Source organism: Herbivorax alkaliphila, assembly GCF_030848475.1.
Classification (GTDB): Bacteria; Bacillota; Clostridia; order Acetivibrionales; family Acetivibrionaceae; genus Herbivorax.
Map to the genome: position 1 here is coordinate 1 of NZ_JAVDDS010000033.1, position 26970 is coordinate 26970.

Below are 26970 nucleotides of genomic sequence, written 5' to 3' on the forward strand. Positions count from 1 at the left end.
TTCCGCCATCAGTTAAAGTCATAGTTCCATTTCCTTCGTCTACCCAATACTCAAAGTCATATCCTCCATGGGTGCCAATTTCATTACTGGTTACAGTTCTTGCCTCTACCTCCGTACCTAAAAACATAAAAAATGATAATGTTAGAGCTACTGCCAATAAGCAAATAACTGCTTTCATGGTTCTTACCACATACATAATATGTCCTCCCTTAAAATTATATTATATTTACTAAACACAAAAAATACATTAGAATGTACATTCTGTATAATAGTTCAGTTTCAGTTTTACTTTTAGATTAGTAATGTAACTGTTTTTATAAATTTCACATCTTAATTTTTAAAATAAAAATACACACACGCACATTGACTTGCATTAACTTACATTAATTTGCATTAGTATTTGTTTATTTGCTTGTAATACATGTTAATTATGAAGGGATTTTGAATTTTAATTGTTAAGGAGTTCCGAATTCTAATTTGACGTAAATTACTTGTTTAACTTTTATGGTTTTATAATTATTTTATACAATTTTCTTTTCAATATTTTGAGTTTCATAGGTTTACATATTTATAATATTACTTATGTTAATAAATTTCTATGATTTTTTTTAAATATAAATTGACCTTTCTTATGGTTTGTGTTTCAAATTTATTAACCATTACTTTTGAGTCTCCACCTGAAGCCTCGATGTTTAGCTTTAGCTAAACGAGTTCACTGTTTAAAAAAAGATTTCAGTCTAGAAATTAGCATAAAAAGAATCATGTTTACATTCTTAAAAAAACAACACAAGTATCAAGTATAAAAAAAATCAATTATTGTTCAAAGAAAATCATAGGATTTAATTTTTGACAAAGGTATAATAATGTATGTATATTCGTAAAACAAACTACATTTTATATACACAAAAAATATTTATTTTAAAAATATTGAGGAAAGGAATTAAAATTAAATGAAAAAGTCAAAGCTAATTATTGATAAACATTTTATTATAGACAAAGTTGATAGACATATTTATGGATCCTTTGTTGAGCAATTGGGACGTGCAGTTTATGAAGGCATATATCAACCTGACAGCCCCTTTGCAAATGAACTTGGTTTACGAGAAGATGTTATGAAGTTGGTTTCAGAATTAAACGTTCCCATTGTAAGGTATCCTGGAGGAAATTTTGTCTCTGGCTTTAAATGGGAAGACAGTATTGGTCCTAAAGATCAACGTCCCTATAGAGTAGAAGAAGCTTGGAGTACAATAGAATCTAATCAATTTGGTCTAAATGAATTTATAGAATGGTGTAATAAGGCAAATACAGAACCTATGATGGCTGTAAACCTTGGAACACGAGGTGTGTCAGATGCGAAAAATATACTGGAATACTGTAATTTCAAAGGTGGCACCTACTGGAGTGATTTGAGAAAAAAACACGGTTATGAAAACCCACATGACATAAAGGTATGGTGTTTAGGAAATGAAATGGATGGTGACTGGCAAATTGGCAGTAAGACTGCTTATGAATATGGACGTATTGCAAATGAAACAGCCAAGGTTATGAAAATGATTGATCCAGATCTCCAATTGGTAGCATGCGGAAGTTCTGGACGTGGAATGCCTACTTTTGGGGAATGGGAGATGAAAGTCCTTGAATTAAGTTATGACAATGTAGACTTTATATCCCTTCATTCTTATTACGGAAATCAAGCAAATGATACAGCTGATTTTCTTGCTAATACCATGGATATGGATGATTATATTTCTTCTGTTATAGCAATATGTGATGCTGTAAAGGCAAAGAAAAAGTCTAAAAAACAAATTAAACTTTCTTTTGATGAATGGAATGTATGGTATCACACACTTGAATCTGATGAAAAATTAGAAAAATGGATACATGCCCCTCACCGTTTAGAGGATATATATAATTTTGAAGATGCTTTACTTGTAGGAAGCATGATGATAACTCTTTTAAAACACTGTGATCGTATTAAGATGGCTTGCCTAGCACAGCTTGTTAACGTGATAGCTCCTATCATGACTTCTGATACAGGAGCATGGCGTCAGACAATTTTTTATCCATTTTTCTATACATCAAACTATGCCAATGGAACGGTATTAAACACATTAGTAAAAAGCCCGAAATATGATTCTAAGAATTATACCGATGTCCCTTATTTAGACGCTGTTGTTGTACAAAATGATGAAAAAGATGAAGTTGTTCTTTTGGCTGTAAATAAAGATTTAGAAGAAGATATGGAAGTAACATGTGACATGAGACAATTTGAAGGCTACGATGTCAAAAAACATGTTGTACTATATCATTCTGACCTAAAAGCAGTTAACACTGAAGAAAAACCAAATAATGTTGTACCAGCATTGATATCAGGTGCAAGTATAGATCAGGGAATTTTTAACGTGGTACTCAAGAAACATTCTTGGAATGTAGTAATACTTGGCAAAGTTTAGTGCTAAATTTTAATTTAGCACTTTCAAAATAGACTTTTACAAGGATTCACCCTGTTTTGTCAAAATTATATTACAAGGAAGGTTGAAATATGAGAACTTCAACAAAAGAAATTATTAAAACTGGAAAGGCTGTTCTTGGTATTGAATTCGGTTCAACTAGGATAAAAGCCGTACTGGTAGATCCATCAAATAAACCTATTGCTAAAGGCTTTTTTGAATGGGAAAATCGTTTTGAAAATGGTTTTTGGACTTACCACATCAAAGATGTTTGGAAAGGTTTACAAAGTGCATATCGTTCACTATGTGATGATGTGAAAAACAAATATGGAATAGAAATTAAGAAACTTGCTGCTATAGGATTTTCGGCAATGATGCATGGATATCTTGCATTTGACCGTGAAGATAACCTTCTTGTTCCTTTTAGAACATGGCGCAATACCACAACTGAAAAGGCAGCGAAAATTCTAACATCCAAGTTTTCTTTTAAAATACCACTACGTTGGAGTATAGCTCACCTATATCAGGCAGTTTTAGATGATGAAAAACATGTTAAAGATATTTCTTTTATTACAACATTAGCAGGTTATGTACACTGGCAGTTAACTGGTCAAAAGGTATTGGGCGTAGGTGATGCTTCGGGTATGTTTCCTGTTGACAGCAAGAGTAATTCCTACGATACCAATATGGTTAATATCTTTAATGAGCTTATTTGTGATAAAAACCACCCTTGGGGATTACAGGATATACTGCCTCAAATAAAGCATGCTGGTGAATTTTCTGGAAAATTAACTAAAGACGGAGTTAAGCTGATTGACCCTACAGAAAATTTAGAGCCTGGAATTCCAATCTGTCCTCCAGAAGGAGATGCCGCAACTGGACTTACTGCTACAAATTGTACCTCACCACATACAGGTTGTATTTCTAGTGGAACTTCAATATTTTCAATGGTAGTTTTAGAAAAATCCTCTTCAAACCATCACAATGAATTTGATATGGTTGCAACCCCTACTGGTAATCCTGTTGCAATGGTGCATTGTAATAACTGTACATCTGACTTGAATGCATGGGTAAAATTATTTTGTGAGATTTCTTCTATTTTAGGCGGAGAAACAGATATGAATAAAGTATTTGAAACACTTTATAAAAAAGCTCTTGATGGTAGTAATGACTGCGGAGGTCTTTTATCCTATAATTTTCTTTCAGGTGAACCTGTTTTAAAGATAGATAATGGAATACCTATGTTTATGCGCTTACCTGATTCTAATTTCGATGTTGCAAATTTTATGCGTGCACAGTTATATACATCAATGTCTGCTCTAAAAATAAGTATGGATGCCTTATTTGAAAAAGATGAAACTAAAATAACCCGACTTGTAGGTCATGGTGGTTTGTTTAAAACAAAGGGAGTGGCACAACGTTTTATGGCCGGTGCTTTAAATGCACCAATTTCTGTAATAGAAACCGCCGACGAAGGTGGTGCTTGGGGAATATCTTTGCTTGCATCGTATATGCTAAATAAAGAAAAGTATCAATCTTTAGAAAACTTTCTTTTAAGTGAAGTATTTGACTCATCCCAAATTAGCACTATCCACCCCTGCGAATCTGATACCGATGGTTTTCAAAAGTATTTAGAGACATATAAACAATACTTTGAAGCTGAGACCCAAGTTCTTAAATCATGGAAAAAAGGAGTGGACTCTAATGCTTGAAAAACTTAAACACGAGGTCTTAAATGCTAATTTGCTTTTACCTAAACATAATCTTGTTACATTTACATGGGGCAATGTTTCGGGTATTGACCGTGAAAAAGGTTTGGTTGTAATAAAGCCATCAGGTGTTGAATATGACAAAATGAAAACTGAAGATATGGTTGTAGTTGATTTAAATTCGGGAAAAAAAGTTGAAGGAGATTTTAACCCTTCCTCGGACACACCTACTCATATTGCTTTATATAAAGCTTTTAATCAAATTGGCGGAATTACACATACACATTCACGCTGGGCAACAATATTTGCTCAATCAGGAATGGGCATACCAGCTCTTGGAACAACTCATGCTGATTATTTTTATGGAGAAATTCCATGCACTAAAAAGATGTCAAATGAAATAATTAATGAGTGTTATGAGACTCAAACTGGAAATCTTATTGTTCAAACAATAAAAGAAAAAAATATTTGTGCCAAAGAAGTTCCTGCTTGCCTTGTATACTCTCATGGACCTTTTTCATGGGGAACTGATTCCTTTAATTCTGTACATAATGCCGTTGTACTTGAAGAAATTGCATTTATGGCATGGCATAATCTTATGATTAATCCTAAGATTGAGCCAATTCAAAAAGAACTTCTTGACAAACATTATCTTAGAAAGCATGGAAAAAATGCTTATTACGGTCAAAAGTGAACTCGTTTAGCTAAAGCTATACATCGAGACTTCAATAATGTTTAAATAATAGCCAAGAAATAACATCCAGCTTTCATCGTCTAAAACCCGTTAAACCATAGGGGTTTTGTCCTTGAGAATAGGGCGTTATTTCTAATGCATTTCTAAATTTGTGATTATTTTAAATACTTTAACTAAAAGATTTTCTATACTGTCCTGGAGTTGTTCCAAACTGTTTTTTAAAATGACGTATGAAATGATACTCATTTTCATAGCCAATCATTTTAGCTATTTGATTTATCTTGAGGGAATTATTACTTAATAGATACTTAGCATATTCCATACGTGCTTCTATTAGAGAAGCCTTTGGTGTCTGATGAAATTCCTCCTGATAAATGGAATAAAACTGACTTGTACTCATATGTGCAAGCGATGCCATTTCCTCAGCAGTCCACGGATATTCCAATTTCCCAAGTATCTTATAACGAATTTTTTCAAATTCCTGACGCCTAGTATTTTTAACTACACATGTATCAAAACTTTTAAGGTTTCTAGCAACTTCAATCAGGAGACTCTTTACATATGCATCCTGTTGATGATTATGAAAAAATGTCCTACTAATAAATTCATTTTCAATCCAGCGAAAATATTCTTGTATCTTTGCTGTATTTTCAATATAAAAAACCTTATTTAAGGGTATGGATAATTCCCTAACCAATTTGTCAGCACCACTAAAATGGACAAAACTATTGCCAAATCTTTTTATCGCCTGATACCATTGCTTGTAGTCTGGTGAGTATAATAAAAAACTTTTTGCAGGTACTTTAACAATCTGATTATTAAGTTCTACTTTCATTGGTGTCAAAAAATAAAGAAGTAAATAATCTCCACCCCCATTTGGTCTGTCAATTATATCAAAATCAGCATTATAATAATTATATCCACAATAATTGACTTGAATCATGTTCTTACCCCTTCTCCTTTTAAACTACTTATGTATATTATATAACCCTATTATAATAAACGTCAACTCTTCACTTTTTTATGGGTGCATATATTAAATGTGAACTAGTTTAGCTAAAGCTAAACATCGAGGCTTCAGGTGGAGATTCAACTTCACCTTATAGAAGGTGGAGTTTTAAAATAAGATAAAAAAAAGCAGCTACATTAAAGTAATGCAACTGCTTTTTTTATCTTGTTTTAAGAATTATTGAACTGACGCAGATGGACTTGAGTATGAACCACTGTATGAAATGTTAAGTCCAAATGATACTGAGTCACCTGGCTGTATTGTTCCATTCCAACCAGCGTCACTAACAGTTACAGTAGAACCACTTTGGTCAAAGCTACCATTCCATCCACTTGATACATTTGCATCTCCTGAGAAATCAAGATTTGCTGTCCAGCCGTCAACTGCTGATGAGCCATCATTTGTTATTGTAACATTTACTGTAGCTCCACCACCCCATGTGTTCTCAGAAACTGATACTGAAAGGTCTTCACCTCCACCTGGTTGTGGTTCTGGCTCTGGTTGTGGCTCTGGTTGTGGCTCTGGTTCTGGCTCTGGTTGTGGTTGTTGTGGTGTTCCACTTCCTGTGTCAAATACAAATGAATCTACATTAACAGGACCTGAGAATCTTAGTTGTAAATCATGTACTCCACTAATCTCGTTAATACTAGTAGACATTTCTGTATAATCATCCCATCCACCTGTTGAATCAACTGATAAAGTTCCTAATCTATTACCATTTGCGCTGATTTCAATATCTGTAGATGACATTTCTGTCGCCACTGTTGCACTAAAGCTTGATGCTTCGTCTCCAAAGTCAACATTTCTATATGTTACAGTATTTCCATCTTCAATATAACCAATTCCACTACCACTATCTGTATTGATTATCTCAATATTTGATGCATTTGAGTCATCAAAGTCATTTGCTGAAATACTATTAAATGCACTTCTATCACCTGCTGGAGGCTGTGGTTGTGGATCTGGATCTGGCTGTGGATCTGGGTCTGGCTGTGGCTGCTGAGGAGCCCCACTTGCTCCTTCAAATGAAAAAGAGTCTATATTAGCAGGACCTGAAAAAGTTAATACTACATCATGTACTCCAGTAATATTACTGATAGTTGTAGATAACTCTTCATAAATATCCCAATCTCCTGTGGAATCAACTGATAAAGTACCTAAGTTATTACCATTTGCACTAATTTCAATATCTGTTGGTGATTCAACATCTGACCCAACACTTGCAGTAAATGAAGACGCTCCATCTCCAAAATCAATATTGCTATAAGTTATAGAGTCACCACTTTCTATATATCCAAGACCGTCTCCTCCATCACCTGTGCCTATTACCTCAATAGTTGATGAGCTTAAACTATTGTATTCTTCTGCTTCAATTGTAGTAAATGCACTTCTTGAATCAGGAGCATCACTTGTTGGAGGTGCTGGATCTGAAGGCTCTGAAGGCTCTGAAGGTTCTGAAGGTGGTGCAGATGGTGCTGAACCTCCTATGCTAATTTCATTTCTATAAACGCTAGCAGATCCACTACTTTGCCATCCTTCTATAGTAAATGCAACTTCATACATATTACCCATAGGCAGTCCCATTTCTTCCCATGCAGCAAAGTGTTCACTTACAGATATAGTTCCACTTGTTTTTCTTTCCGTACGCACACTCCAGTACTGTTGGAAAGTTGCTGTTCCTATAATAGAAGGCTGTTCAGTTCTTGTAGTTTCATATATATCATATGTACCACCATCAACAGAAATCTGTCCCATTGACGTTGACCCTGGTGGTCTCCAGTCTCCCCATGCATCCACAATGTAATACTCTACAAGCGGATCAACTGTCCAACCATAAACACACAAATATGAGTTTCCATTTGGATTATAGTCAACACCATAATCTACTGTTATATTTCCAAGTTGCTGATGTGTCTGTGTTTCATCAAATTTTCTACCTTTACGGAATAATATATTATTTATATTACTCCACTCACAACTAAAGTTACCACCCTCTTCTAAAACCATAGTTCCAGTTCCTTCATCTACCCAGTACTCATAGTCATAGCCGTCATGGGTACCGATTTCATTTTGAGTAATAGTTTGTGCCGATGCTTCACTCATCGGGATGGCAAAACATACCAATAGCAAAGCAACTGCCAATACAATACTTCCTACTTTCAGCTTTCTTGTCATGTGCATAATACTTCCTCCTTAAAATAAAATTAATTTATATTACTCAACACAAAAAACATACTAATCCAAATATGTTTTTGCGTGGTAATTACTAAAACTAAAAACCATTGTTTTTGTGTCTAAAAAATATCTTCCCTCGTTTTTATGATTCGTGGACTTTTTATTTTTACGTCGCTTTTTGTCTTTTTTTTTTAATTTTTTTAACTTTAAATTTAAAATCGTCCAACCCCCGTTAAATAATAAGGGTTTTGTCCTTGAGAATATTAATCCTTTCTATATTTCAACTTCAAAAACTGGCGGTTTTTCTATTACTTCAATTCCATCTATTATTTGTCCATCCTCTGACACTGCTCTGTCCCCTGATACTTTAATCTTCCTTTTTAATTCAACCCAATCTGGTTTTTCTTTAACTTTTATAAAATTCAATAATTTATTTTCTTTTAGCCAGTTTATAATCTTTTCTTCATCACGCTTAAACTCTGCCTGTTGATTTTTTAAGCGAAGTGTACCACTTGGCAATTTATAAGTTTTTTGAGTTTTTGTTGACTTATGTTCAACAGATTGAAAATACTGTTGAAGTTTAAATTCAAGATATGATGTCTTTTTACTTAACTTTTCTTCTTCTTTTCTTATCTTTTCTTCATAATCTAATATCATTGATTTGCAAACATTTACATAACGCTGTGCTTCTGCCCTTTCTTCTGCTATTTTTCTCAGTGCCCACTCAGCCTTTTTATCATCATCTATTATAAATTCATCCTTTTCACAATCACCCTGTTGGATAACATCATTTGCTATTTCAAGGTTTATATTTCTTTCCATAATTATATCACCTCGTTTATTTTATAAACTAAAAACTATACTACTATTATAGCATATTATGGTTCAATTATCCAAGCTTATTATAGACCGAGTGTAGGGTATATATATTAAATGTGAAAAACAATATTCCATAAACTAATTTGTATATAAGAAAAATTGTAGGAATATTATTAAAAAATATTAGTTAATTAAGATTATTTAAAAAACGATAGATACAGTACATTTTCAATGATATAATTAATGTGTTATGTAAATTTCGATAATTACAGGAGATTAAACATGCCAAACATTGATTCAAAAAACAAACTAACCGTTGCTGCACTTACATGGCCAATATTTATTGAAATGTTATTTCGAATGTTGCTTGGTAACTTAGACACTATTATGCTGAGCAGATATTCTGACAATGCCGTTGCTGCAGTTGGAGTGGTTAATCAGATTAATCATATTTTAATTATGCTGTACTGGGTTGTTTCTATGGGCACTGCCGTTCTTATATCCCAGCATCTTGGAGCTAAAAATGAAAAAAAAGCTTCTGAAGTCGTGGTTACAGCAACTTCAGGCACTATGATATACGGTGTGGTAATAGGAGCTATTATCTTTTTATTAAGTGAACCTATTTTACTACTTCTTAATGTGCCAGATGAACTGATGAGTAACGCCCTTATATTTCTTAGAATTACAGGCGGCCTTTCATTTACCCAGGCAATGCTTGCTACTCTATCTGCAATTATCAGAAGTTATGGACATACTAGGACAACAATGTATATTACCGCAGGTATGAATATTTTAAATATAATAGGAAACAGCATATTTATCTTTGGGCTTTTTGGAGCACCACGCCTTGGTGTTTTAGGTGTGGCTATTTCAACTGTTACATCTCAGATTCTAGGGTTTTTAGTAATGCTACTTGTAATTATAAGAAACTCTAGAATGAAGCTTAATTTTAAATACTTACGACCTCTGCCTGTCCAGACAATAAAAGAAATATTAAAAATCGGTATTCCTTCAGCAGGTGAAGGGGCTGCATATCATCTATCCCAACTTGCAATTACTCGTATTATAACAGAAATGGGAACTGTAGCTCTTACTACAAAAGTATATACAAATAATATTATGATGTTTATTATGATTTTTGGTATTGCTATGGGTCAGGGAACTCAAATTGTTGTTGGACATTTAGTAGGAGCGGGCAAAAAAGAAGAGGCTTATAAAACCTGTCTTAAAAGTTTAAAAATTGCATTGTCGATAGTTTTTTGCATGTCTATATTGATTTTTATTTTTTCTAAAAACTTTTTAGGAATATTCACAGATGATCATGCAATTATAGAATTAGGCAGTAAGCTTTTACTTCTAGCTATTTTTCTAGAGCCTGGAAGAGTATTTAACGTTGTTATAATAAATTCATTAAGGGCTTCAGGTGATGTTAAGTTTCCTGTAGTGATGGGTGTTTTCTCTATGTGGGGAATTGCTGTATTTTTATCCTTTACCCTTGGGCTGACATTTAGCTTAGGTCTAATTGGCGTGTGGATTGCTCTTGGATGTGATGAGTGGTGCAGAGGACTTATAATGCTTTTTAGGTGGAAATCTCGAGCATGGCAGGATATGTCACTTACCGATAACTCTTCTAAGTCTACAGGTAATGTTAGTGTTGCTCAAACTGATTAATACAGCATATAGTAATCCCGTTAATTCTTCGGGATTTTGCCCTTGAGAATGGAGTTATTTCTAAGGCATTACTTAGTAATGGCTAAGTAATAACATCCGATTCTCGTCGGTCAAAACCCGTTAATTCATCGGGATTTTGTCCTTGAGAATGGAGTTATTTCTAAGGCATTACTTAGTCAGGAAGTGACTCCTTAATAGAAAGAATTTCATTGATATTTTCAAAAAACAAATCTATAAGATAGGGGTCAAAATGCTCCCCTCTCTCTTCTTTAAAGAGCTTTATAATTTTATCTACAGGCCAAGCAGGCTTATAAACCCTTACTGTACCAAGTGCATCAAATACATCAGCAATAGCAGTTATCCTTCCATAAATATGTATATTATCACCTTTAAGACCTTTAGGATATCCTTTACCATTATATTTTTCATGGTGTTCTAGAGCAATTATGCTGGCAATTTTTATTATTTCCTTATTTGAACCTTGAAGCATTTGATGTCCTATAGTTGTATGAGTTTTTATTACATCAAATTCTTCTTTTGTCAGCTTCCCGGGCTTATTTAGTATATCACCTGGAATACCCATCTTTCCTATGTCATGCATTGCAGAAGCTAATGAAATAACTTCTGCTTCTTCTTTTGAAAAACCATATTTTATCGCTAAAAGCTTTGTAAACTCTGCAACTCTTTTAACATGGTTTCCAGTTTCTTTTGAACGTGCTTCTGCAATTTCTCCAAGTGTAAATATTATCTCTTTTTGACTTTCTTGAAGTTTAAAATTTAATGTTGTGTTTTCAAAAGCTGAGGATATGTTGTTGGTAAAAATTTTCAAAAGATTATTGTCTATACAACAAAAATCATTTATGTCATCAATAAATAATATATATTCCATACCACAATTGCTTTTAAAGTGAATTATTAAATGTTCATCGATAGATACAACCCTTTTTTCTTTTAAAGCATTTTGTATTTTAGTATAACTAGTATGAAAAATTATATCTTTCATGTTTTTATTAATATGCTTTTTAAAACGACCGCTACCTGAGGTAACAAAAAAATCTTTTTCTTTCTTAAATGCAATAAATCCTGAAACCTTGCCTTTTTTGGTGTCGGCATTAAGATATAATATAGAAAGCAATTGTTCTAATGCAATTGAAGATAGTTTATTTATAGACTGTACTTCAAAAAGATTATTGGTTGCCTCAGCAATCTTTTCAAGTCCCTTTTTATTTTGGTTTGCCATATGAATACTTTCATATGCTCTCAAAGATGAAACCATTGAAGTAAAAAGCTTTTGAGAAGTTAATTCTGTTTTTTCCTTATAGTCATTAATATCAAAATCAAAAATGACTTTTCTTTCAGGTGCCTGCCCCGGCTGTCCTGTACGTAAAATAATTCTTATCTCCTGGTTTTTAAGCTCGTCTCTTATGTATTCAACCAATTTAAGCCCAGAATCTTCCTCTTCCATAACTACATCCAGTAGAACAACTGCAATGTCGGAATTTTCTGATATTACAGATTTTGCTTCTTTTCCAGAATAAGCACTTAAAAATTGTAGACGTGCATCATTATATGTAAAATCTTTTAACGCTAATTTTGTTATGGTATGAACTTCTTTATCATCATCTACAATCAGTACTTTTAAACTTTTATTAGTATTAATATCGGGTATATTTACTTTTTCTTCATCACAAAAACTTAAATATTCAGAATTAGCGTTTTGCATTTCTACACCTCCCTGATAGGAAATCTAATTAAAAAAGTTGTTCCCTCTCCTAGGTCACTTTTACACTCTATACTTCCTTTAAATTCCTGTACAATTATATTGTAAACAATATTAAGTCCTAAACCTGTTCCTCCCTTGGCACGATTTGTAGTGAAAAATGGATCAAATATATTTTTTATGATTTTTTTATCCATACCCTTTCCATCATCTGAGTAGGTAAAAAACATCTCACTATTTTCCTTTCCTATATCAATAAAAATTCTACCCTCATCTTCTACATCATAAGCATGAATAAGTGAGTTTAATACTAAATTCATTACTATTTGATATAGTGAACTTGGATTACTATAAATTTCAATGTCCTCTTCACATTTAACAGTTACCTTAATATTATTTCTTTTTAATTCTGGATTTAAGCTTAACAATATTTCATCTAAATATTCTTTTATTTTAAACTTTCTTTTTTCTTCTGTAGACTGATCAACAGCCACTTGCTTAAAGCTCTTAATTAAATCTGAAGCTTTTTTTAAATTTATTAATAAAACATTAGTTACTTCATCACATGTTTCTAAGTAATCTTCCATACTAGAACGTTTTATTCTTCCAGTTTCAAATAATCCCCTTAACTCATCTGATTGATCTTTTATATGCGATGCAGCAGTGACACTTACTCCAATTGGAGTATTTATTTCATGGGCAACACCAGCTACAAGACTTCCAAGTGAAACCATCTTCTCCGATTGTACAAGTTGTTCCTGAGTTTTTTCCAAAGTTTTAAGAGTATTTTTTAATTTTAAATTGGCAAGTTCACGATCTATGGCAATTCCAAGCAAATTAAAAAGATTTATTGACGAATCATAGGTAAGTTGTCTGTTTATTTTAGGAAAAGGGGAGATAAAGGATAATATACCCAACTCCATAGAGGATGATGATATAGGAATTATCCAAATAACATCTTCCTTGTTTTTATCAGGCAAAATTTCTTCAAGAGGAAATTTTTCAATTTGAGCTTTAGAGTTTAAATCTAAATCTTTTTTAATTTTTGGATCAATAACTTTTTGAATATAAAGTTCTTTTTTATTATCAATACCTTCCCTCCACAGTCCCAAACACCTCCACGAATAATTATCCACTATATCAGGAATCATTTTTATAATTTGGTCTATATTTGATGTCAAAAGTTTTGAACCAAGTATAAAACTTTTTTCATGATATTCCTCTAAATATTTAATAGCAGATTCTTTTGTCTTGATACTCTTTAGAGTAATTTCTTCTGAATCCATTTTAGCCTTGCAGCCACATGAATTTCTCACAATAAGATTTGATTTTACTTTTATAGTTTCTATGGATTTTATTTCACCTTTAACTAATTTAAGAAGTTTTTGTGCAGCTATTACTGCTTTATCCCTTACATTTTGATTTATTGTTGTAAGAGCTGGAACAACATTAGATGCCTGAATTGTATTGTCATATCCAATAATAGCCACATCTTCTGGTATCTTAAGTCCAACCTTTTTAATCGCTTGCATAGTTCCAAATGCAAGTAAGTCGTTTCCAGCCAAAACTGCGGTAAATTGTATCTTCTTTTTTAAAACATCCTCTAACGCTTGATAAGAACAATGGGCTATAGCTTCTTCTGTCTTTATAACTAAACTTTGGTCAAATTCTATTCCATTGTTTTTTAGAGCCTTTTTATAACCTAAAAACCTTTCATGCATGTCAAACAAATCCAGCCATCCAATAAAAGCAATTTTTTTATGTCCATGGTCAATTAAGTGCTGTGTAGCAATTTCTGCTCCATAAATATTATCTTCCTTAACTGTGTTATATTTTTCATTTTCATGCTCGCTGCTGATTAGAATAACAGGTTTTCCCGTGTTATATATGTATTCTAAATACTTTTTGCTAACACCTTGGGTAAGTATAATCCAGCCATCTATATAATCTGTCGCAAGGGGAAAATAAATAGAATCTCTTTCTTCGTAATCATTAAACCTGTACAACATAAAGGTATTTATAACAACCATATTTGCATCATTATCTTTAAGGACTTCATTTATACCCTCAAGTAAAACACCATAATAGTTGTCTTTTGTAAATCTTGTAATTACTGCTAAATTTAATTTACGATTCATTTATAATCTCCCTTTATACTATAAATGCAATTCGTATATAGTATCGGCAAATTGACTTATAAAAATAATAGCATAAGGATTGCCTTAGAAATATATCAAAAGTTTTACTCTCTTTTTCTCTTGCTTTCTAATAATTTTGAAATGTGAGAGGTATCTTTATTATTTTTGTCAATTTTTTCTCTTTTCTTATCTTCATCAGACTTTTTCATCTCTACTTCAGATTCAACTTTTCCATCCCTAACTCTTACATCTTTACCAATGTCTTTTTTGCCGTCTTTTATTTTTATTCTGTTTTTTATTGGAGCAGCTACAGACCTTCCCTTTTCCAATATTACCTCAAACTTTCTAAAAGATATATTAAGCCTTCTTATGGTAATATCAATCATAAGAAGTATTAATGCCAATAAGAGTAAAGTATCTGTCATATCATTTATATTTTCAATTGGATCTGTATCACCTGAAAACACTTCATTGGAATTTTTTATAATTCTTCCTCCACTTTCATATACAACTCGTTCTAACAACTCTTTTCCATCAATTCTATCTATATTATACTCTGGTGAATATGGTACCACAATTCCATCAATTGTAGTATCTATAGTTTCTCCTTCACTATCAATGCTTACATTTGTAATATATACCCCTGTTTCATCAGCTGAAAATTTCCCTCTGTAAACCCCGGGAGACATTGTCTCTAGATAAGTTTGTTCTTCCTTCCCTGAAGGACTTATCAAGCTTGCCCTAACTTCTCCATCATCAATAACCTCATCTACAGGCATTTCAAATTCAATAAATCCCTTTCCATCTTCAATCCCTCCGGATACAATATAGTCATCCTGTACTTTCTTTTGAACAAGCCAAGATAAAATGTTTTTCCAAAACCGTGAAGACTCTTCCCAGTTCATCCAGTCCTCTGTCCACATTCCCTTTGCATCTGAAGTCCAGGCAGCTGTCCTTCCAAGTCCATAATGCCAGGTTGCCAGAATAGGCTCATCTTCATCACTTGAAAAAATAACTCTTGAAGATGGTTTTTTTGTTGTCCTTATGTACCCATAAAGATCTGGAATAAACTCTATATCATCTAAAATAGGAGAATAACTTCTTAATATTGGAGTAAACTGTCTGTTGTTTATATATGTTTTTGCTGCCATAGTAGTCTCTTTTGCAAATATTTTAGGCATATCAGAAAATTCATCTACATAGTAGTATCTACCATTCCCCCTGTTTGCCAGCATCCTTAAAAGCTCAGTATCAGCCATTTGTCCAAAAGCAACGGTAGAAAGGGTAATCCCTGACTCTTCCATTTCTCTTATTACAGGTTCATATCCACTTCTTTCAGCAATACCATCTGTCAAAAGAATTATATGCTTTAACTTTGCATCTGCATCTTCTTTTAAAGATTTTACAGCTTCTTCTAAAGAAGGAAGAATAGTAGTTCCACCTCCTGCTCTTATAGATGCTATAGCATCCTGTACCTTTTGTAAATCATCAAGTTTTTGTGTATCTACAACCCATTCCACATTATTGTCAAAAGCGATTACTCCTACATAATCATGTTGAGTTAAAACCTCAGTTGAATGTATTGCAGCTTCTTTTGCAAGCTCCATGATTGTTACTCCATAGGAACCTGCAGACATACTTCCTGATTTATCAATCACAAGCAAAAGCCCTAAATTAGGATGTTCTTCCTTTGTTTTTATATCCATTTCTACAGGGAGTACCGTCTCTAAATATGTATCTTTATATCCACCTAAACCATAACTCTCTTCCCCCCCTGTCACTAATAGACCTTTTCCCATGTACCTGATACTTGTTTCAAGGTTTTCTAAAAATGTGTTGCTAAACCTTTCTACCGGTACATTTGAAATAACAAAAGCATCATACCTTTGAAGTTGTTCAAGTGAACTAGGTACAGCCTCTGGTGACACAGCTCTTATATTTACATCTTCTTTAAGTATTTTTTCTATTTCTCTTCCCTCTTCAGCATCTCCCTGTATCATTAAAATATTAGAAATATCATCTACGTGGACAAAAGCAGAACTTTTATTGTTCTGACTTATAGTATCATCCATAGCATCAATTTCTGCACTATAGGTTATCATTCCACCTTCTTCGGCAGTTTGTGGAAAAACAAAATTATTTTCACCCTCCTGTATTTCTACATCTGTCTCAGAAACCAATTGCCTATCTCTGTACAAACTTAGCGTTCCAGTTGTTCTTATATTGCTATCAACTCTTATAAAAGCATCAAAATTTTCATTTAACCTTACAGAGTGAGGAACATCTATTGATGTAAGTTGTACATCCTTTCCCTCTTCACTCTCTAGCATAAAAACATCTAGAGAAATTCCTCTATCATTTAAAATATTTACTGCTGAAAATACATTGCCGGCATTTTCTTCTCCATCACTCATTAAAACAACTCTCTTATTATCATCAGCTGGAATCATAGAAACAACATGATTAAGAGCTCTTTCAATATTGGTAAACCCACTATTTATCTTTGTCTGTAAAGCTTTAAAACGAGGATTTAATGTTGGTGTAAGTTCAGCAGAAACATCTGCACCAAAACGTGCAATACCAACTTTATCATTTTTACCCTTACTATCTATAGAATCCTTTATAAATTCCTCTGCTTTATTATTAGACTCTATTGCACTGTCAGAAGAATCAACTAAAAACACAGTGGTAGTATACCGTGATGCTGTCTTTAGTCCAAAACCTGCAAGACATAATATAAGCAATAACAAAACAGTCATTCTTAAAATAACAATAATCCTTCTTTTTATTTTTGAAAGTCCTGTCATTCCTCTTGATACGTATAATAAATATGCTGCCAGTACTGGAAAAACTAAAAGTATCAAGGGATGGTTAAAATTAAATACCATTTTTGTAAACCCACCATTCTATTAGCAAAACTGTTATAATAATCCACATAAATATAAATTGAATATTTTTCCCTGTTTTAATTATATCTCTTTCTTCAATTCTTTCATCACTTCCATCAACTGTCCCAACAACTTTTTTATTTATATCTGATTCACTTCTTGATGGAACATTTACAGAAAATTTGTACTCAACCTCTCCTTCAAAAGTGTTTTGAACTAATGTATAAATCCCTGGATGATTTGTTTTATCAAAAACTCTTGCTGGAAAAGGAGGGGCAATTTCAATTTCTTCTCCTGTGGGGGTCTTTACAAAAGCTTTTTCTGTCCCTGGATGTAAATTAAACTCTATACTGTCCCCTGAATTTACATTATCAATATTTTCAATGGCAGAAGGCATAAGCCATTCTACAGCATCAGTCATAAAAATAGGAAAAGCAGGTGTCATGGAGATATCTGTCTTAAAAATATCAAATCCCAGCACAAGAACTCTTTGATTATTGTAAACTCCTTTAAAGGCTCCTGAACCTTTATTAAGTTCTATTATTTCTTCTGCCCACAGTGGAACTTCTAATATTTTAGACTCTCCTATTGAAAACTCAAATTCTTTTACGTATTTTAAAATATCTCCTCTAAGTTCTATTATTTGTGGAACTTCAACCTCTTCTCTAACTTGGAACAACTGATTTTCTGGTGGATTAAAAACCATTATACTGCCGTCTTCAGGTATTGTCTCTGGCAAAAAACCATCGAATATATAAAGCTCATATCCGTTAAACTCCCTAGTTTCATCTGGCATTGTCTTATATAAGTCAACCTGATTTGATAGTGCTAAAACCTTTTCAATAAATACATTTCCATTTGAAACTAATAGAGCTTTACCATCTAACCCTTTTCCCACAACATTCCAAAAAGTATTATCAAGTAAAAGTGCATCTTCTTTATCAATTCTTACTTCTATAATATTTGCACTTCTAGGTAAATCCCTCCAATAGACATTTAAACTTTCACCTTTTTTTACATCTACATTTCTAGCATCAAAAACATTTCCATCTATATAAATACTCAATGGAATTTTAGCATCTTCTTTTGAGTAATTTGCTATAGTACTAAGTGCCGTTATCCCATTTTCAGTCACTGTATGAGACAACATGGTAATTGCAAAGTTTTCACCTTCTCTTGATATATCTGAAAACTCCATATCAACACCATCGATAAAAAACTTTTGATCCCCAAATACAGCCACCTTAGTATCTGGGTATTGATTTACAATTGAAGAGATTATACTCTCGGCATCATTTATATTCAATGCACTGTTTGTAACCTCTATTGCATTCAAGCTGTTTATAACATTATTTTTGTTGCTGCTTAAATTTTCTTCAATAATTGTGTTTTTCCCCATGCTTATTAATGTAACGCGGGTATCAGGTCTTAAACTTGTTACATACTCTCTTGCATTGCTTTTTGCATCATCAAATCTGCTTCTGCTCCCTTCTTGTGCCTGCATACTCATTGAAGTATCTATAACCACAATTACATTTTGAGTCTGAGAGTCAAAATTACTCAAAAAAGGCCTAGATAGTGAAAATGCAAATAAAATCACAGCAAGAATTTGAAGAATCATCAATAAGTTTTTTTTAAGTTTTTGCCAAGGGGCATTTGCCTCTAAGTCTTTAATAACCTCTTCCCATAAATAAAGACTTGAAACTTTAAAATCTTCATGTCGCTGTTTTAAAAGGTAGAGTACAATAATTATAGGAACTCCAATTAAGGCTAAAAACCCCCATGGTGAATAAAAGTTCATCCTTTACTCACCACCATCCGTATCAGGGTTTCTATAGGAAGAGATGTATCCATAAGCATATAGTGTACACCCCTTTTAGTACAAATTTCTTCAAGTTCATTTACAAAATTTTGATAAACTCTGTTATACATTTTAAGTAAACTTTTAGAAGCTGTAACTTCCCTATGCATACCTGTTTCTGAGTCTATAAGTCTTAAGCTCTCACCTATATCCGGGGAAATTTCTTGGGGAGATAAAACATGGCAGATATAGACATGCTGTTTTTTAAACTGCAAGTATTTTATCATATCCATCATACTTCCTTCAGAAAAAAAGTCAGAAATAACAACTGAAACTCCTTTTCCAGATTTAAAATGATGTTTTAAAATTGTATCATATATATTGGTCACACCATCATATTTAACATTTTCCAATAAATTTGCCACTTCTTTAAAAGAGTTTTTACCTCTCAATGAAGATTTAAATTCATCTATCTTATCGTTTATACACAAAACCGAAACTTTGTCATAATTTGAAAGTGTGATATAAGAAATAGCAGCAGCAAGTCTTCTAGATGCAATACTTTTATCTGGTTCACCATAATCCATTGATTTACTAACATCTAAAAATATTTGCACCGGTGACTCTCTTTCTTCCATAAAAAGTTTTATAAAAAGCTTTTCAAACCTTCCATAGGCATTCCAATCTATTCTCTTAAAGTCATCCCCTATGGTGTATTCACGATAATCAGAAAATTCAACAGAACTTCCTTTAGCACGTGACTTTCTGTTTCCAGCTCCGCCATCCTGTATCATTATTTTTGACCACAGTTTAAGATTTTCAAGTTTTTTTATAAACTCACTGTCAAAAAGATTCCCCACTTTACAAAATCTCCCTTTCTATTCCCCTATTTTTCAAGCTCTTTTGCTATTTCGAAAATTAAATCATCAGTAGTTACACCTTCTGACATTCCTTCAAAGTTTAAGAAAAATCTATGGCGCAATGCTGGATATGCCACATACTTTATATCCTCAAAAGCCACATTATATCTTCCCTCTAAAAACGCTCTGATTTTTGCAGTTGAAATAATTGCCTGTGCCCCCCTAGGACTTGAGCCAAATCGTATATATTTCTTTGATACTTCTGGTGCATACTCACTTTCTGGATGAGTAGCCAATACAAGCTTTGAAGCAAATTCCATAACAGGCTTTGCAACAGGTACCTCTCTTGTAATAGCTCTTATTGACAATATTTCATCTCCAGTAGTTACATTTTCAAGGTTTTCATCTTCTTTTTCGGTAGTCATTGATACTATATCTATCATTTCATCAAGTGAAGGAAATGGCACTGTGAGCTTAAATAAAAATCTGTCCAATTGTGCTTCTGGCAAAGGATATGTACCTTCCATCTCAAGAGGATTTTGAGTTGCCAAAACAAAAAAAGGCTGGGGCATTTTATATGTGGTATTTCCCACTGTAACAGTTTTCTCCTGCATGGCTTCTAAAAGTGCACTCTGGGTCTTAGGTGTTGCTCTATTTATCTCATCTGCCAAAACAATGTTACTAAATATTGGACCTTTTTGAAAGCTAAATTTACCTTTCCCCTTTTCATTTTGGGTAATTATATTAGTTCCAGATACATCTGCCGGCATCAAATCGGGAGTAAACTGAATTCTTGAAAACTGCAAATCCATAACCTCTCCTAAAGTTTTAACAAGCCTTGTCTTTCCAAGCCCTGGAACCCCTTCTAAAAGAGCATTTCCACCTGCTAGTACAGAAATCAAAACCTGTCTTATTAAATCCTTTTGCCCAATCATATGTTTAGACACTTCACTTTCAATTCTAGCAACAGCATCTATAACCTTTTTTATTTTAACTTCGCTTTTGTCCATAATTTCCTCCTAATCTTTATCATCTAATGTTGAAAAATAATCCCTTACAATATCTTTCATTCCCTGAGGTATCGGTGCATCTTTTAAAGATGACATTCCTTCTTCTCTATATTCACCAATAACCTCATTATAGGGAAGAACCTCTCCTTCTAATATAGGACCGTCAGTTTCAATTACCTGACTTTCACCACTTTCACCAACAGTTCCTGTAACCTGTGAAACATCAGCATCCAACCCAAGCCTTTCAGGAACATATATCTCTTCAAATTCTCTTATCTGGCTGTCTGAACCAATAAGAGCACCTCCACCTCCTGATGCCTCCGAATGGCCAAAGTCCCTATTGGCGGTTGAACTTCCATCTTCACTTTCTCCATCGCCACCTTCTCCTTCACTGCCACCTTCTCCAGAAGCTCCTGAACCTTCTCCATCCCCCTGACCATTATAGTTATTTTCTTCTCCTGACTCAGAACCCTGTCCATTTTGATTGCCAACATTAATGTCTTCTGTATCTATTTCATCAATCCCTGAAAAGTCAAAACTATTGCCGCTCATCTGTGAAATATTACTTATACCACTGTTTAGTATGTTTTCTAGTCCAGAAATCTCCATATTCTCAAGTTCCATTAAATCATTTATATCAATTAACTCTTCCAATAAATCCTCTAATTTATCGAGCATTTCCTGTATATCTTCTTCATCTTTTAACTTTGCTTCTTCTATTAATTCTTCTAACTTTTCTGATAACTTTTCATTCTCTGAAAGTTCTTTTATTGCTTCCTGAAGCTTTTCTAAAAATTCATTTAAGCTTTCATCAGAAATATTTTTTAAATTTTCTTCTAAACCTTCAAGCTCTTCTCTTACACCTTCCATATCACCTTTTTCTAGGGCTTCTCCTAAATCTTTCGAAAGCTGACTTTCTTTAAGTTTATCAGATATCCTCTGCAAGTCCTCTAAATCATCATTTTTCAGTTCATCAAGCTCATTTCTAGCTTTTGAAAGAGCCTTTATAGCCTCTTCCTCATCTTTTATATCTTTAAGCTCTTCTAAAAGGCTATCAACCACTTCATTGACTTTGGCTAATTTTTCCAAAGAAACCTTTTCATCTTTATTTAAGTTTTCTCTCTCTTCTTTGATCTTTTCAATCTGTTCTTTTGTCTCATTTTCCATATCTTCTTTTAACTGAGCCCTCTCTCTAGCTTCTGTAGGTATCATAAAAACCGTCAAAGTTAAACTTAAAAGTAATATTCCTGTTAAAAACTTAGAATAGGGAACATTTATTTTATAAAGAGATTTAAAATCTGTCCTCTTTACAACCTTTAATGCATCATTTCTCTGTATTTTGGCTAAGTCCGATTCATCATCTTTTAATTCATAAGATGTAACAACTCTTTCCTTAAGACCTAAAGAATCAGCTATTTTAGCAATTTTAAAGGGCTTTGGCATTAAAATATACGAAAAAACAAAGGCCAACAAAATAAGTGAAATGTATATAATAAAAATCTTTTGTTCAATAAAAGCTACAGGCACAAACAATGACACAATAGAAAACATAAGAGATAATATTCCCGCACCAATAAAGAAGTAGCAAAAATAGTCTATTACATTATTTAAAAAAATTCTTTTTTTAAGAGGTTTTAATGCATTAAATATATCCTTTACATTCATAATAATCACCCTTTTTAAACTTGTACCTAGACTGTTGTTTATTTGTTTAAATTATTTAAGTCGTCTTATTTTTCTTGCACTAAATAAAATTAATAGACAGGACAAAATAATATTAAATCCAGTATTAATAACCCACGACTTTACAGGTACGCTATTTCTGCCTCCATTGGCCATTTCAACAAAAACACTAAAGAAACCATATCCTGATACAGTATTTTCAATAATAGAACCAAAACCATAAAAAGGATTTGGAAATAAGAAAACCATAAATTGATACCATTCTGGCTCACCTCTATACCCTATTATTAATTCAAACCATATTATTATAAATATAACCGTACCAACTACAAATATCCCCAGTGTAATGTAGGTCATAACTATTGAAATAATGGTCTTTTTAAAAATAGTTGAATAAAATATCCCAATACTTGCAGTCATTATCGCAACAACGATGTAGAAGAAAAACAAAAGAAGAATATCTTTTATTTCCACACCTCCAAATATAAACACTATTCCCAAAATAGGAAGAGATGCCGTTACTAAAAGCATAATATGAGCTATCGATACAAATATTTTTCCAAGAATAATCTTTAAAGTTGAAAAATCTGTACACAATAATAAATCCAGCGTCTGCCTCTCTCTTTCAGAGCTAATTGCTCCTCCTGTTATTATAGGAGTAATAAATAAAATTAAAAGCAACTGAAAAAAAGCAAGAGTATTATATGCATTAACTGCAATTCTAGGAGTTAAATCCCTTCCTACATACATATTATTATTAAAAGCAAAATGCAGGAAAAATACAAACATCAAAAATGCCAAATAAAGCGTTATTAATGCTGGTGCTTTCCAGCCTCTCATTTTTGTTTTCAATTCTTTTTCTATAACAGGATTAACTTGCATTCTTTTCCCCTCCCCCTTTAATTAAATTCATAAATACCGATTCTAAATTTCTGTCAAGTTCATAAAAAGATATTATCGGTATATCCTGTGTTATCGCATCTTTAAGCATTTTAGCCATAATTTCTTTTGAACCTTCAAATTCTGCATCTATATATTCGTTATGTACTTTTGTAGATAAGATAGCTGGCTGTTCTTTTAAAAACTTCTCTAAGGCATCTTTTTTGTCTAAAAACTTTATACGAATAATTCTATTGCCTGAAACCTTTGACATTACATCTTCAACTGTTCCAGAAATAATCTTTTTTCCTCTATCAATTATTCCTATAGCAGTACAGAGTTCTGAAAGTTCAGGCAGTATATGTGAACTTATAAGTATCGTTTTACCCATATTCCCAAGTTCTTTTAACACTTCCTTCATTTCCACTCTCGCCCTAGGATCTAAACCTGATGCAGGCTCATCTAATATTAAAAGATCAGGGTCGTGAATTAAACTTCTTGCAAGACAAAGCCTTTGCTTCATTCCCCTAGAAAGATTATCAACATAGAAATCCTTTTTTTCTCTCAAATTCACCAGCTCAAGCAATTGGTCACAGATTTTATCTCTATCTGTTTTTTCCACTCCATATATCCCTGAATAAAAATTCATGTACTCTGTAACTTTAAGATCATCATATACCCCAAAAAAATCAGGCATATAACCTACCTTTTTTTTATAAATAATAGGATTTTCATGTATATCCATTCCTCCAACGATAACTTTTCCCGAAGTAGCTTTTAAAAGTCCTGCAACGACTTTTATTGTTGTAGTTTTTCCAGCTCCATTTGCACCTACAAAACCATATATTTGACCTTTTTCTATCTCTAATGACAAATCGTCAACTGCTCTAAATTTTCCATAATTTTTAATAAGATTTTTAATAACAAGCATTATTTAACCACCCCACTTACCTGTATTTCGGGTATTACTAAAAAGTCATGCCCATAATGATTTTCAGTAAAAGTAATATCTGCCTTAACTCTTACCTTATTTAATCTGTCTAAATAGTCCTCTATATTTGTATCTACCCTAAATATTGTGTCCATTTCTTCCCATTCGTCAGTAGAATTATTTTTTATGTATAAATCATAGCTGTCCATTTTATTTTCAACAGTTTCATCTGTATAAAAATGATGATATTCTACTTTAGACCAGTCAATCTCAAACTGTTCAACATCTAAGTTTCTCTTAATACTAAAGCTAAATTCCGCTTCTTTATCTTCATGAAATATATATAACATATACTCCTGCCTTATAAAATCTGCTTCATTCTCTAACACAGGTCTTATAGCACCTTTTTGAAGTGTTATATTTTCACCTTTTTCATAAATAACATTTTTAACTGTATAAATAACATTTGTATTATAGGTTTTTGCTGTTTTCTCATTTACTTTTAATTCATAATTTATATTTTCATAGTTTAACGCAAAAAAAGCAATTTGTTTGCCGTCTAGTCTACTTTCTCTTTGAATAAAATCATTATATGCCATTTGAAATATTTCTCTTTTTTCTCTCTGCTTTTGACGTTCATCATTACTCATATTAGAAGGTGTGTTTAAATTACTAGTTCCTGGATAAAGCTCATTCATAAATAAATTAAATTCACTTTTAATTGAACTGTCATTTAAATCAACCTCTAATTTTTTTTCATCTCCTGGATTGATGTCTCCAACACTAATAAATCTACCATCTAAAACTATATAGGAGTCTTTTAATGAAAAGGATGTGTTATTTTTTATTACTCCTGATACTTCACTATCTTCTATATCAATGTCCTTTATTATTTCTCCTTCATACTCTTTGGTCACATTAATGCCTGCATTTACAGACTCCCACAGAGGTACATCATAAATTTCATGTATTTCCGGTTCTCCAAGTAAAACTTTATTTGTCACATCAATATCCTGATCTACTTCATGATGCATATGATGATAATGTTGGTTTGTTAAAAAAACATCTAAGCTATAATTTGAAGGATACTCCAGCTTAAGAGTACCTTTTTTGTTATTATAGATTCCCATAGATGAGTTTACATGCATTTTTTGAGTTTCAGAATCTAGGTTAATTAATGAATAATTATTTATAACAGCAGCCCCATATCTTGTTGAATAACCTCCTACATAAACAATCCCAAGAAATAGAAATGCAAGAGAGGGTATTATAATCCAGCTAAAATCTCTCTTATCCTTGGATTTTAAAATCCAATACAGAATCGGACCTGCTAAGATTATATATATTATTATAATTGTATATAATAAACCAAATGGAAAACCATCTTCTACTGAGAACCTATTAATATAATTTTGGTGATAGTTATAATGATCAATTTTTACACTTGAATCACCCGATACATTATATTCTAAAAGTCTTTCCCACATATCCTTGCTGTAATCCCAATCTGAAATTGAGGTACTTGCAGGATCAAATGCTAAAACAAAAATATTTCCATTTCCATGTTTGTAATTTATGGCAAGAGCATTATCTTCATCTCCAATAATTATATCCCCATTTTCTACACTTCCTGTAGAGACATATATTTGCTCTTCTGGTATAGCTCTCTCGGTAAAATCAGCAAAATCTTCCGGCATCTGAATTCTTTCCTGTCCATCTATCTTAAATGGTCTAAGACTCTCGTCTAAACCTGAATAAACTTTTCTTGTATTTTCTCCTGTTCCAATAACAAGTATATTTCCTTCACTTACCCACTTTTTGAGAGCATCATTTTGAGAACTAGATAAAAGATTAGTATCATAATCAGATATAATAATAATGTCAAATGAACCTAACAACTTTTCATTGTCTGGGAAATTATTATCATCAAGCTCTATTATTTCAGCACTTCTTTTAACGTTATTTGAATCAGGAGTTATACGTGGTGACATCATCTGGCTTTGAAATGACCCATCAAATCTTGTAACCAAATTTTCTGAAAGATTTACATTATATAATGATTCAAAGCCTGCCACATCATCAGTTAAAAGGCCAATAACAGGATTTTCAGGTGCTATTATCTTTTCAAACTGATACTCTGTACTAATTAATGTCTCATTTTCACTTATAATTTTTACTTCTACATCTTTTTCTACAGTATTTATTGGTACATTCATTACAAATTCTTTTCTAGAGCCTTCTGGAAGGTCAAAAGGAATTGCATAATTAACCTTTGTCCTTCGATCTAAACTTCTATGAATTTGAATTTCTCCTTCAATATCCTCTCCATTATTTTCTATTTCAAAATAAAAGGGACATTCAGAGTATATTCTAGCCACATCATTAAAACCTGCCCTTATGGATATTTCAAGATCCTCATCAGGACTTGCATGTGAAATAGTAGAAATTGCAAACACAAATACCAATAAAATAATACTAAATAAATCTTTAACCCTTAAATTAATCATAAAATCACCTCACTGTGAGACAAAAC

At 32.6% G+C, this 26970-nt stretch carries 17 protein-coding genes and 1 pseudogene; 4 read left to right on the plus strand and 14 right to left on the minus strand.

Annotated elements, in window-relative coordinates:
* Positions 1-196 (minus strand): annotated as a pseudogene (locus RBH29_RS12145) (glycoside hydrolase family 11 protein); the annotation flags it as partial.
* A gap of 754 nt (positions 197-950) precedes the next feature.
* Between RBH29_RS12145 and arfA the strand changes: the two are divergent.
* The 3 genes from arfA to RBH29_RS12160 all read left to right on the plus strand — a co-directional run bounded on the left by arfA (position 951) and on the right by RBH29_RS12160 (position 4853).
* Positions 951-2453, plus strand: coding sequence for an arabinosylfuranosidase ArfA (gene arfA, locus RBH29_RS12150; RefSeq protein WP_306697138.1), 1503 nt, complete (start codon positions 951-953; stop codon positions 2451-2453).
* Positions 2454-2542: 89 nt separating this feature from the next.
* The gene (locus RBH29_RS12155) at positions 2543-4162 is read left to right on the plus strand and encodes a xylulokinase (protein WP_306697140.1); all 1620 of its coding nucleotides are present in this window, start codon (positions 2543-2545) and stop codon (positions 4160-4162) included.
* The gene (locus RBH29_RS12160) at positions 4155-4853 is read left to right on the plus strand and encodes an L-ribulose-5-phosphate 4-epimerase (protein ID WP_306697142.1); all 699 of its coding nucleotides are present in this window, start codon (positions 4155-4157) and stop codon (positions 4851-4853) included. The genes RBH29_RS12155 and RBH29_RS12160 overlap by 8 nt, the downstream gene beginning before the upstream one ends.
* A 169-nt stretch (positions 4854-5022) precedes the next feature.
* On the opposite strand, the gene RBH29_RS12165 is transcribed toward RBH29_RS12160, so the two are convergent.
* The 3 genes from RBH29_RS12165 to RBH29_RS12175 all read right to left on the minus strand — a co-directional run bounded on the left by RBH29_RS12165 (position 5023) and on the right by RBH29_RS12175 (position 8859).
* The gene (locus RBH29_RS12165; protein WP_306697143.1) at positions 5023-5796 is read right to left on the minus strand and encodes a helix-turn-helix transcriptional regulator; all 774 of its coding nucleotides are present in this window, start codon (positions 5794-5796) and stop codon (positions 5023-5025) included.
* Positions 5797-6039: 243 nt separating this feature from the next.
* Positions 6040-8043 carry a glycoside hydrolase family 11 protein gene (locus RBH29_RS12170; RefSeq protein ID WP_306697144.1) on the minus strand — a complete coding sequence of 668 codons (2004 nt, stop codon included), beginning with the start codon at positions 8041-8043 and terminating at the stop codon, positions 6040-6042.
* Positions 8044-8310: 267 nt separating this feature from the next.
* Complete coding sequence (locus RBH29_RS12175; protein WP_306697145.1) at positions 8311-8859, minus strand: host-nuclease inhibitor Gam family protein; 549 nt, start codon at positions 8857-8859, stop codon at positions 8311-8313.
* Positions 8860-9138: 279 nt separating this feature from the next.
* Here RBH29_RS12175 and RBH29_RS12180 point away from each other — a divergent pair, with 279 nt between their 5' ends.
* Positions 9139-10527: an MATE family efflux transporter gene (locus tag RBH29_RS12180; RefSeq protein ID WP_306697146.1), complete on the plus strand. Its 1389-nt coding sequence runs from the start codon at positions 9139-9141 to the stop codon at positions 10525-10527.
* Positions 10528-10699: 172 nt separating this feature from the next.
* On the opposite strand, the gene RBH29_RS12185 is transcribed toward RBH29_RS12180, so the two are convergent.
* The 10 genes from RBH29_RS12185 to RBH29_RS12230 form a co-directional block, all read right to left on the minus strand.
* Positions 10700-12250 carry a response regulator gene (locus RBH29_RS12185; protein WP_306697147.1) on the minus strand — a complete coding sequence of 517 codons (1551 nt, stop codon included), beginning with the start codon at positions 12248-12250 and terminating at the stop codon, positions 10700-10702.
* Between the two features lie 2 nt (positions 12251-12252).
* Complete coding sequence (locus RBH29_RS12190; RefSeq protein ID WP_306697148.1) at positions 12253-14385, minus strand: substrate-binding domain-containing protein; 2133 nt, start codon at positions 14383-14385, stop codon at positions 12253-12255.
* 104 nt (positions 14386-14489) lie between these two features.
* Complete coding sequence (locus tag RBH29_RS12195) at positions 14490-17273, minus strand: VWA domain-containing protein (protein WP_306697150.1); 2784 nt, start codon at positions 17271-17273, stop codon at positions 14490-14492.
* Entirely contained in the window at positions 17263-19074 is a 1812-nt protein-coding gene (locus tag RBH29_RS12200) for a vWA domain-containing protein (RefSeq protein WP_306697151.1), read from the minus strand. The genes RBH29_RS12195 and RBH29_RS12200 overlap by 11 nt, the downstream gene beginning before the upstream one ends.
* A complete protein-coding gene (locus RBH29_RS12205) occupies positions 19071-19934 on the minus strand; it encodes a DUF58 domain-containing protein (protein ID WP_306697152.1) in 864 nt (287 codons plus the stop codon). The genes RBH29_RS12200 and RBH29_RS12205 overlap by 4 nt, the downstream gene beginning before the upstream one ends.
* Before the next feature lie 26 nt (positions 19935-19960).
* Complete coding sequence (locus RBH29_RS12210; RefSeq protein ID WP_306697153.1) at positions 19961-20944, minus strand: AAA family ATPase; 984 nt, start codon at positions 20942-20944, stop codon at positions 19961-19963.
* Positions 20945-20953: 9 nt separating this feature from the next.
* Positions 20954-22609 (minus strand): hypothetical protein, encoded by a 1656-nt coding sequence (locus tag RBH29_RS12215; protein WP_306697154.1) that lies wholly within the window; start codon positions 22607-22609, stop codon positions 20954-20956.
* Between the two features lie 51 nt (positions 22610-22660).
* Positions 22661-23509 (minus strand): ABC transporter permease, encoded by an 849-nt coding sequence (locus RBH29_RS12220; protein ID WP_306697155.1) that lies wholly within the window; start codon positions 23507-23509, stop codon positions 22661-22663.
* Positions 23499-24437 carry an ABC transporter ATP-binding protein gene (locus tag RBH29_RS12225; RefSeq protein WP_306697157.1) on the minus strand — a complete coding sequence of 313 codons (939 nt, stop codon included), beginning with the start codon at positions 24435-24437 and terminating at the stop codon, positions 23499-23501. Before RBH29_RS12225 ends, RBH29_RS12220 begins: the two co-directional genes overlap by 11 nt.
* Positions 24437-26944 (minus strand): hypothetical protein, encoded by a 2508-nt coding sequence (locus tag RBH29_RS12230; RefSeq protein WP_306697159.1) that lies wholly within the window; start codon positions 26942-26944, stop codon positions 24437-24439. Before RBH29_RS12230 ends, RBH29_RS12225 begins: the two co-directional genes overlap by 1 nt.
* Positions 26945-26970: the final 26 nt, after the last annotated feature.

Bases quoted from the DNA above. Each gene is read 5' to 3' on its own strand.
- arfA (WP_306697138.1), top strand. From the start codon at position 951: ATGAAAAAGTCAAAGCTAATTATTGATAAACATTTTATTATAGACAAA.
- RBH29_RS12155 (WP_306697140.1), top strand. From the start codon at position 2,543: ATGAGAACTTCAACAAAAGAAATTATTAAAACTGGAAAGGCTGTTCTT.
- RBH29_RS12160 (WP_306697142.1), top strand. From the start codon at position 4,155: ATGCTTGAAAAACTTAAACACGAGGTCTTAAATGCTAATTTGCTTTTA.
- RBH29_RS12165 (WP_306697143.1), bottom strand. From the start codon at position 5,796: ATGATTCAAGTCAATTATTGTGGATATAATTATTATAATGCTGATTTT.
- RBH29_RS12170 (WP_306697144.1), bottom strand. From the start codon at position 8,043: ATGCACATGACAAGAAAGCTGAAAGTAGGAAGTATTGTATTGGCAGTT.
- RBH29_RS12175 (WP_306697145.1), bottom strand. From the start codon at position 8,859: ATGGAAAGAAATATAAACCTTGAAATAGCAAATGATGTTATCCAACAG.
- RBH29_RS12180 (WP_306697146.1), top strand. From the start codon at position 9,139: ATGCCAAACATTGATTCAAAAAACAAACTAACCGTTGCTGCACTTACA.
- RBH29_RS12185 (WP_306697147.1), bottom strand. From the start codon at position 12,250: ATGCAAAACGCTAATTCTGAATATTTAAGTTTTTGTGATGAAGAAAAA.
- RBH29_RS12190 (WP_306697148.1), bottom strand. From the start codon at position 14,385: ATGAATCGTAAATTAAATTTAGCAGTAATTACAAGATTTACAAAAGAC.
- RBH29_RS12195 (WP_306697150.1), bottom strand. From the start codon at position 17,273: ATGGTATTTAATTTTAACCATCCCTTGATACTTTTAGTTTTTCCAGTA.
- RBH29_RS12200 (WP_306697151.1), bottom strand. From the start codon at position 19,074: ATGAACTTTTATTCACCATGGGGGTTTTTAGCCTTAATTGGAGTTCCT.
- RBH29_RS12210 (WP_306697153.1), bottom strand. From the start codon at position 20,944: ATGGACAAAAGCGAAGTTAAAATAAAAAAGGTTATAGATGCTGTTGCT.
- RBH29_RS12215 (WP_306697154.1), bottom strand. From the start codon at position 22,609: ATGAATGTAAAGGATATATTTAATGCATTAAAACCTCTTAAAAAAAGA.
- RBH29_RS12220 (WP_306697155.1), bottom strand. From the start codon at position 23,509: ATGCAAGTTAATCCTGTTATAGAAAAAGAATTGAAAACAAAAATGAGA.
- RBH29_RS12225 (WP_306697157.1), bottom strand. From the start codon at position 24,437: ATGCTTGTTATTAAAAATCTTATTAAAAATTATGGAAAATTTAGAGCA.
- RBH29_RS12230 (WP_306697159.1), bottom strand. From the start codon at position 26,944: ATGATTAATTTAAGGGTTAAAGATTTATTTAGTATTATTTTATTGGTA.